General features: G+C 59.1%; 3 protein-coding genes and 1 pseudogene. 1 reads left to right on the top strand and 3 read right to left on the bottom strand.

Features of this window, described 5'->3' with window-relative positions:
• The 3 genes and pseudogenes from AC1DYW_RS33030 to AC1DYW_RS33020 all read right to left on the bottom strand — a co-directional run.
• The coding region (locus AC1DYW_RS33030; protein WP_477228973.1) for a beta strand repeat-containing protein at window positions 1-2,198 on the bottom strand (2,198 nt) is incomplete at its 3' end.
• Window positions 2,199-3,110: 912 nt separating this feature from the next.
• A pseudogene (locus tag AC1DYW_RS33025) lies at window positions 3,111-3,245 on the bottom strand (FAD-dependent oxidoreductase); the annotation flags it as partial.
• Between the two features lie 223 nt (window positions 3,246-3,468).
• The gene (locus AC1DYW_RS33020; protein ID WP_477228972.1) at window positions 3,469-4,650 is read right to left on the bottom strand and encodes a helix-turn-helix transcriptional regulator; all 1,182 of its coding nucleotides are present in this window, start codon (window positions 4,648-4,650) and stop codon (window positions 3,469-3,471) included.
• A 398-nt stretch (window positions 4,651-5,048) separates the two neighbouring features.
• Here AC1DYW_RS33020 and AC1DYW_RS33015 point away from each other — a divergent pair.
• Window positions 5,049-7,502, top strand: a 2,454-nt coding sequence (locus AC1DYW_RS33015) for a calcium-binding protein (RefSeq protein WP_477228971.1), incomplete at its 3' end; no start/stop codon positions are given.

Below are 7,502 nucleotides of genomic sequence, written 5' to 3'. Positions count from 1 at the left end.
CTCCAGGCCGCCGTTGCGCCGTCGTCGACATCGGTCGACGCCAGCGTGCCGCTGGCCGACGGATCGCCGGCGACAACCGCGCCGCTGTCCAGATTGCCGGCCTCGACCACGGTGTCGGTATTGCCGCCGGCAACGACCACAGGCGAGTCGTTGGTGCCGGTGATGGTGATGGTGACGGTCTCGGTCGCCGTCGCACCCTTGTCGTCGGTCACCGTGGCGGTGAACGTCTGGGTGTCGCTGGCGCCCTCGGCCAGATGATCGGCCGCGCCCTGATCGAGCGTGAAGGTCCAGTTGCCGGCCGCGTCGATGGCGAATGCGCCATAGGTGCCCGTCGTCGAGCCGCTCCAGGTCGCCGTCGCGCCGTCGTCGACATCGGTCGACGCCAGCGTGCCGCTGGCCGACGGATCGCCGGCGACAACCGCGCCGCTGTCCAGATTGCCGGCCTCGACCACGGTGTCGGTATTGCCGCCGGCAACGACCACAGGCGAGTCGTTGGTGCCGGTGATGGTGACGGTGAGCGTGGTCGACGAGGTAGCCCCATTGGCATCCTTGACCGTGTAGGTAAACTGATCGGTCGCCGTGGCGCCCTGGGCCAGTGCATTGGTATCGGCATCGGCATTGTTGAGCGTATAGGTGTAGCTGCCATTCGACCCGATGATGACCGAGCCGTAGGTCCCAACCACTGCCAAGCCGACATTGCCGGCGCCGCCGTTGACGGCCGAAACCGTCTTGCTGTCGCCACTGTCGACGTCGGTGTCGTTGGTCAGCACGTTGCCGATGGCGGAGGCGTCGCCTGCGAACGGCGTGTTGCCGGGGTTGACACCGGTCTCGGTGACCGCATCGCCAACATTGGTGTCGGCGACGGCGATCGGGCCGTCGTTGGTGCCGGTGACGGTGATGGTGAGCGTGGTCGAGGAGGTAGCCCCATTGGCATCCTTGACCGTGTACGTAAACTGATCCGTCGCCGTCGCGCCCTGGGCCAGTGCATTGGTATCGGCATCGGCATTGTTGAGCGTATAGGTGTAGCTGCCATCCGACCCGATGGTGACCGAGCCGTAGGTCCCAACCACTGCCAAGCCGACATTGCCGGCGCCGCCGTTGACGGCCGAAACCGTCTTGCTGTCGCCACTGTCGACGTCGGTGTCGTTGGTCAGGACGTTGCCGATGGCGGAGGCGTCGCCTGCGAACGGCGTGTTGCCGGGGTTGACACCGGCCTCGGTGACCGCATCGCCAACATTGGTGTCGGCGACGGCGATCGGGCCGTCGTTGGTCCCGGTGACGGTGATGGTCAGCTGCGCAGTATCCGTAAGCCCGTGCGGGTCACGGACGGTGTATGTAAACACCTCAGTGACGGTGACCCCGTTCGCCAGCGCATTGGTGTCCACGTCGCTATTATTGAGGGCGTAGGTATAGGTGCCGTTGGCATTCAAGGTCAGTGAACCATAGGTGCCCACCAATGCAGATCCGACCGTGCCGGCACTTCCTGATCCGGCTTCTGCACCTGTCCGGACCGCCGACACGACCAGCGACGCCTGGCCGTCGTCGGAATCCGTGTCATTGGTCAGCACATTACCTGCCGCTGCGGCGTCACCCCCAAGGAGGGCATTCCCAGGGCCAACGCCGGCCTCGCGCACCTGGTCGGCAGCGTTGGTATCGTTGAAGCCGACGGGCGAAGTTGGATCGAGACTGACGGACACTTGCTCGATCGCGGAGACTTTGAGATTGATCGAAGTGAATGTAAATTCTGCTTGACCTGCCTGGCCCGTATTCGAGTTCGAGTTTGCGGCAATAAAGGCACGAAACTGAGCAATCTCACCGTTAAACGCCGCCATGAACGACGCATTGGAGAGTTGGTCATTGCTTAGATAGATAACGAGCGTATCGATCTCGGCAGTGCCTTTGGCAGCATTGCCGTTGCCGCCGTCGTAGACGTCGTAGCCGGAAAAGGCTGTTTGTCCGGCCGTTATCCCCGTGCCGTAGAATTGGCTGCCAATCTTGTACTGATTTTCCCACGCTCGATAGATAAGCGTGTCCGCCCCGGATCCGCCCAAGACCGTATCGAAACCACTGCCTCCATCGAGCGTATCGGCGCCTGACCCGCCATTCAGGCGGTCGCTTCCAGCGCCCCCCAAAAGCACGTCGTCTCCGCTACCGCCGACCAGATTGTCGTTGCCGATCGTGCCAATGGTCGTTGCCATGTCCTAACCCCTATTTCGCTCGTTGTTCTTGTCAGCCAAGAACTGCCGACGTCGACCTGCCGCCTGTGGCGGGGTCGGTCAAAAATTGTGAAGCTGTGCAAGCAAGTTCGCCTTCGCCAACAAACGGGTTGATCCCGGGCGAGAGCGCCAGGACCAATGAGTTCGCGTTCAGAGCAATGACATTTGTACCGACACCAAAGGCCCACGCTGGCGAGCCCGCCGAATACCCGATGTCGGCTGAAACCTTACAATCGGCGTCCCCGGGTCTCTTTGTGTCGGCCGAGGCTGGGAACCAATCATCGATAGGACAAAGTACGATCCCGGCTGAATCATTGCTCAACGGATCGAGAGAAACAGCGGCCTGCGGCGTGGAAATGAAGATGGTCGTATTTTCGGCAAGACCGCAGGGTCCGTCTCCGGTTAGCGGAGTATTTGTAAACGATGTCGCAGTTGCGTTGGCATCTGTGCTCTGACAAGAAGCCATTAAACCCCACCCCCATTTTACTCTACATCAGCACAAAACAGATGCCCCATCATCTTTTTGTGTGCCGCATCCGACGGCTATCTAATCTCCATTTAGACGTGTTGAACGGTCGATATACTGTTTCTAACGGACGTCTATTGTCAGCGCATAAGTCCTCGAACGGCCAGTTATCAACATGGCGGTCCACAGACAGATCTTGGCCAAACAATGGTAGCTGCGACGACTATTCTGGTCGCGCTGCGTTCCCCTTTAGCCCTTACGGCGTCGCCATTTCCTGATTGCCCGGTCAGGTCTTGTGTTAGGCAACGCTTATATTAGCGCATTCTTAACGCTAACGAAGAGTAAGCGTCAACATCCAAAAAGAGGTACAGTTAACAGCCAAAAGCATCAGCAGGGGAGCGGCGCTCGCGCGGGAAAGTGGCAGCACGATTCGAGGCGTCAGCACCCAAGGGCGTCCTGGACAGAAGAAGCACCGGTTCGGGCGCCAAGTGCAGCGCGGTCATCAGCCCGGCTATGCCGCCGCCGATGATGACCGTCGCGGCTTGCACGGCCCGGCGGCGCAACCGATCGCCGCGCAGCGCCCTGCTGAACGGAACGCATGACCGTTCCTGACATTCAGTCCAACGACACCGAGGATCGTGACGGCCACGAGCATAAGCCGAACGGGGTCGTTGCTTTCTCCAGCAACACCATGCCCGCCAACAGTGAGCCTACCGCGCCGATGCCTGCGTAGACGGCGCCAAGTGGAACTGGCAAAGGGCCGAGCTTGTGAGCCTCCATGGCGCACTAGACTGAGACGCCAAGCATCGCCACAAGCTGGCCTTGTCGATGCGTTCCGGTTTTGTGGAATATCGATTTGACCCTGTCGCGTGCGGTTTCAACCTTGATCCCGAGAACGCCGGCCGTCTCGGCAAGCGAATCCCCTTGGGCCAACCGCTCGCAAAACATGATTTCGGCTCTGGTCAGTCCGTACTGCAGGGCAAATGCCGACAGATCACCATGGCGGCGGAGGCGCGCGTCCAGATCGCGGATAAGGACAAGAACCATTGATCTAGTGAGAAATAGGGACAGCACGCCGGAAGCCAACATGGCCGGAAGCGGCGCAAACGAAACTTGCCAGTTGCGTCCTTCGATGCAGAAAGGAATTTGGTACAAGTCCGGGAGCGATCCTTTGGAGAGCGCGACAATCCCATTGCGGAACAGGCTGTCGGCGCGAGCATTGGAGAGGCACACGCCGCCGTGGCGGAGTACAGCCACGGAACCTGCGGAAAACATGTCAACAGCCTGCTGGTTCGCATCGCGGAGATGTCTGTCGCTATCTATGACGAATGCCGCGCAGCAGGCGCGTTCGACCAAGGCGGCCCCCGCCATAGCGTCCTCGGTTCTTTGCCTGAGTAAATGTCCAAGATCGACCGACCTTCGCAGATTGCTTCGTATCCGCGTGAGAACTTCGGCCGCAGCTCGGTCGTAAGAGCTGGCCTTGGAAAGCGGATAGTGCATTGGGAGATGAATGACTTCCCGTGGCCCGCCATCTATTTTTATGCCGACCGCTGCCTCGATGTCTTTCTGCGGACGGAGCCAGTCATTGTAGAATTCCGTATCCGCGAACGTACGTGCCGGACAGTCTTCCTCGGCGATCAGAACCGTTCCACTTTCCACAGCCTGCCACAGCGGTATCCAGGGATTTAATCTGGCATAGTAATCCGCGTACAATTTCAGGTAATCTGGATCTATGTTGTGGACGGCCTGAAAATTTAGTTTGTTTTCGGCAACATTGTGATTCAGGAGGGAGCACAACGATCCGGGGAATGCTTCCCCCATTGTGCGCGGCACCTCATCCCAGGAAACCACCCCGAACGCCGCAGCATCAATTGCTTCAGCAACCGTGTTACTTATTGAGGCAACACGCTTCTCATCATAGACGCCAATCCTTTCCCCTGACCCAAAAGCTGGGCGACCCTTTCCCATGGGCACCCCTCCCCAAATCCACACGTAAGAATCCCTAGATGAGGATATTCTAATATACTAAAGTTGTATAGCTAGATGTTGTCAGTCGAGCACAAGCCCGCGACGGAATGCGGGAAGTCAAGAGCGCCGTTCGTTTTGACGGCAGACTTTGGCTTGCTGGTCTAAATGCGAGACTTGATGCAGTGCTGAAGGCCGCCACGCATCCCACATCCAGCCAAGAAGTCGCTACGAAGTTCCGGGATCCCGTCTGCAAAACGCTGTGAACAACTATGAACTAGGCCGACTCCACCCAAATGGGGGTTTCGTAGCGCAACTGACCGCCGGAATATGAGGATTCAAACGGTAATTTGGCCGGACAACAGTGGCGAATACCAGCTCTGCAATTGGGGGAGGCGAGAATGGCAAACATCATTAACTTTGCAGATGCTGCTGGGACGACGGTTTCGTTCTCCTTTTCAGAGGATCAGCTCGCATTCGATGGCGGTTTCTCCGCAAGTGAGCTGACGTTCATGCAGGTTGGGTCGGATGTGGTTGTGACGTGCAACGGCGCCACAGTCACACTCGCGGCAGTAGCCATAGACGAGCTCCTCGACGCGAATTTCTCGTTTATCGACGGCAGCACGGTCCGGTTTGACACGTCCGGCGATGAAACGTTGATAGGCACCGGCGTGGGCGACTATTTCGATTTGCGTAGCGGCGGTTCTGATACCGTATCGGCGGGCGCCGGCGACGACACCATCTTCGTAGCAGACCAGCTTGATCCAACCGATGCCATAGATGGCGGCGGCGGCAACGACACGGTGATCGTTTCTGGCAGTCTCTCGGTCCCGCTTTCACCAACAACGATCACTGAGGTCGAAAGTATCGTCTATCAGGGCGGGGGAGCATTCATTCTAACGTTGAGCAACGAGGCGGTCTCAAGCGCATTGGGCGGAACTCTCTTGGTTGATGGCTCGGCTGAAGGTCAGAATGATCAACTGATCGTTGATGGCAGTTTGGTTTCCTCGGGTAATCTGCACCTGATTGGAGGCGACGGATCGGATACATTTAGTGGAGGTACGGGTGCTGACACCTTCGTGGGTGGTGATGGCAGCGACATAATCTCTGGAGGTGGTGGCGCCGACACAATCGAAGGCGGACTTGGCGCCGACACGATGACGGGCGGCGGCGGTAGCGACGTCTACAAGTTTGGGTTCGGTATCCCGCGCAGCGAATCCTCGCCCTCGACAATCGACACCATTACCGATTTCGAGGGGCTGGGCGCGGCCGGCGGAGACCTCATCGACCTACCAAGTTTCTACGGTAACCTGCCGCTCGCATTCAATTCATTTGAGCGCGACTTTGAATTTAAAGGGCCTGGCGTGCCGTCGGGAACCCAATTGCCTGACGAATTCGTGAATGACGGGATTGTGGATATATCCTGGCACCATGCGACGCATGGAGCCTGGTCAGGCATCGAAATCTGGGTTGACGCCGACGATGACGGCCAGTTCGGCGAGCAGGACATGCTTATCCGTCTGACGAACAACGATCTCAATGCCAAGCTCGACGTCAAAGACTTTTCTGACTCTGTCTTTGTCTACCGCGGCACAGATCAGGCTGACCCTATTTATGAGGGCTCGGAAGTTGGCAACATTGGCTTCGGCCTGGGCGGTGACGACGTCCTGAACGGCAATGGTGGCAATGACCTGCTCCATGGCGGCGACGGGCTTGACACGCTGAACGGCGGTAGCGGCGACGATCAGCTTTTCGGCGATGACGGCATCGACACGTTAAATGGCGGGCTGAACAACGACACGCTGGATGGCGGGTCCGGCGACGACATCCTGAACGGCGATGGAGGCAACGACACCCTCATCGGTGGACTTGGCGCCGATGATCTGCACGGCGGCGACAATGATGACACGCTCATCGGCGGGCTTGACGTTAGCGGCAACGGCGACCTGTCTGCCAACACGCTTGATGGCGGCATTGGCAACGACTCTCTTTACGGGGATGCCGGTCACGACGAACTTCACGGTGGCGACGGCAACGATACGCTCTTTGGCAATGACGGTGTTGATCAGCTCTTCGGCGATGCCAATGATGACACGCTGCAGGGTGGCTCGGGCGACGACACGCTTGAGGGCGGCGCTGGCACCGACGTGCTCGACGGCGGAGATGGAACAGACATCCTCACCGGCGATGGTGACGCGGATGTTTTCCGCTTCTTGAGCGCGAGCTCCTCGACGCTGGCGGGAATCGATCACGTCACCGATTTCAGACAGTCCGAGGGCGACAAGCTCGATCTCTCCGTCGGGCGTGGCACCCCCGGCTCCTACGATGGCGGCCCGCTGGCCTTCATGGGGCAGTTGGAAGCTGGGTTCGCGGGATTTCTAGGGGACCAATTCATTCGCACCGATGGCTTGAAGGCCAGCGAGATTGGTGCGGGGTTTTCGCAAATATGGTGGACGACGACCGGCGGCCACACGTACCTTTACGCCGACATCAACGGCAATTTCGAACTGGATGGCACGGACCTTGTCGTGCAGTTAGATGGCCCTGCTACCATTCAGCTTACAGAAGCCGATTTCCTGCCCGACAATTTCAAGGTGATTGTCGGGACGCCGGGTCCGGATCTGATTCCGGGCACTTCCGGTGATGATGTCATCTACTCGGTCGGCGGCAACGACACGGTGAACGGCCTCGCCGGCAATGACGTCATCTACGGCGGCGGCGACGACGACACGTTGAATGGTGGGCTGGATGGCGACCAACTCGACGGCCAAGCCGGCGACGACATCTTGAACGGCGACGAAGGCAGCGACACCCTCATCGGCGGGCTCGGCGCCGATACGCTGCACGGCGGCGAC

Source organism: Mesorhizobium sp. P2_D5, assembly GCF_056404355.1.
This window is presented reverse-complemented; position numbering and strand designations above follow the sequence as displayed.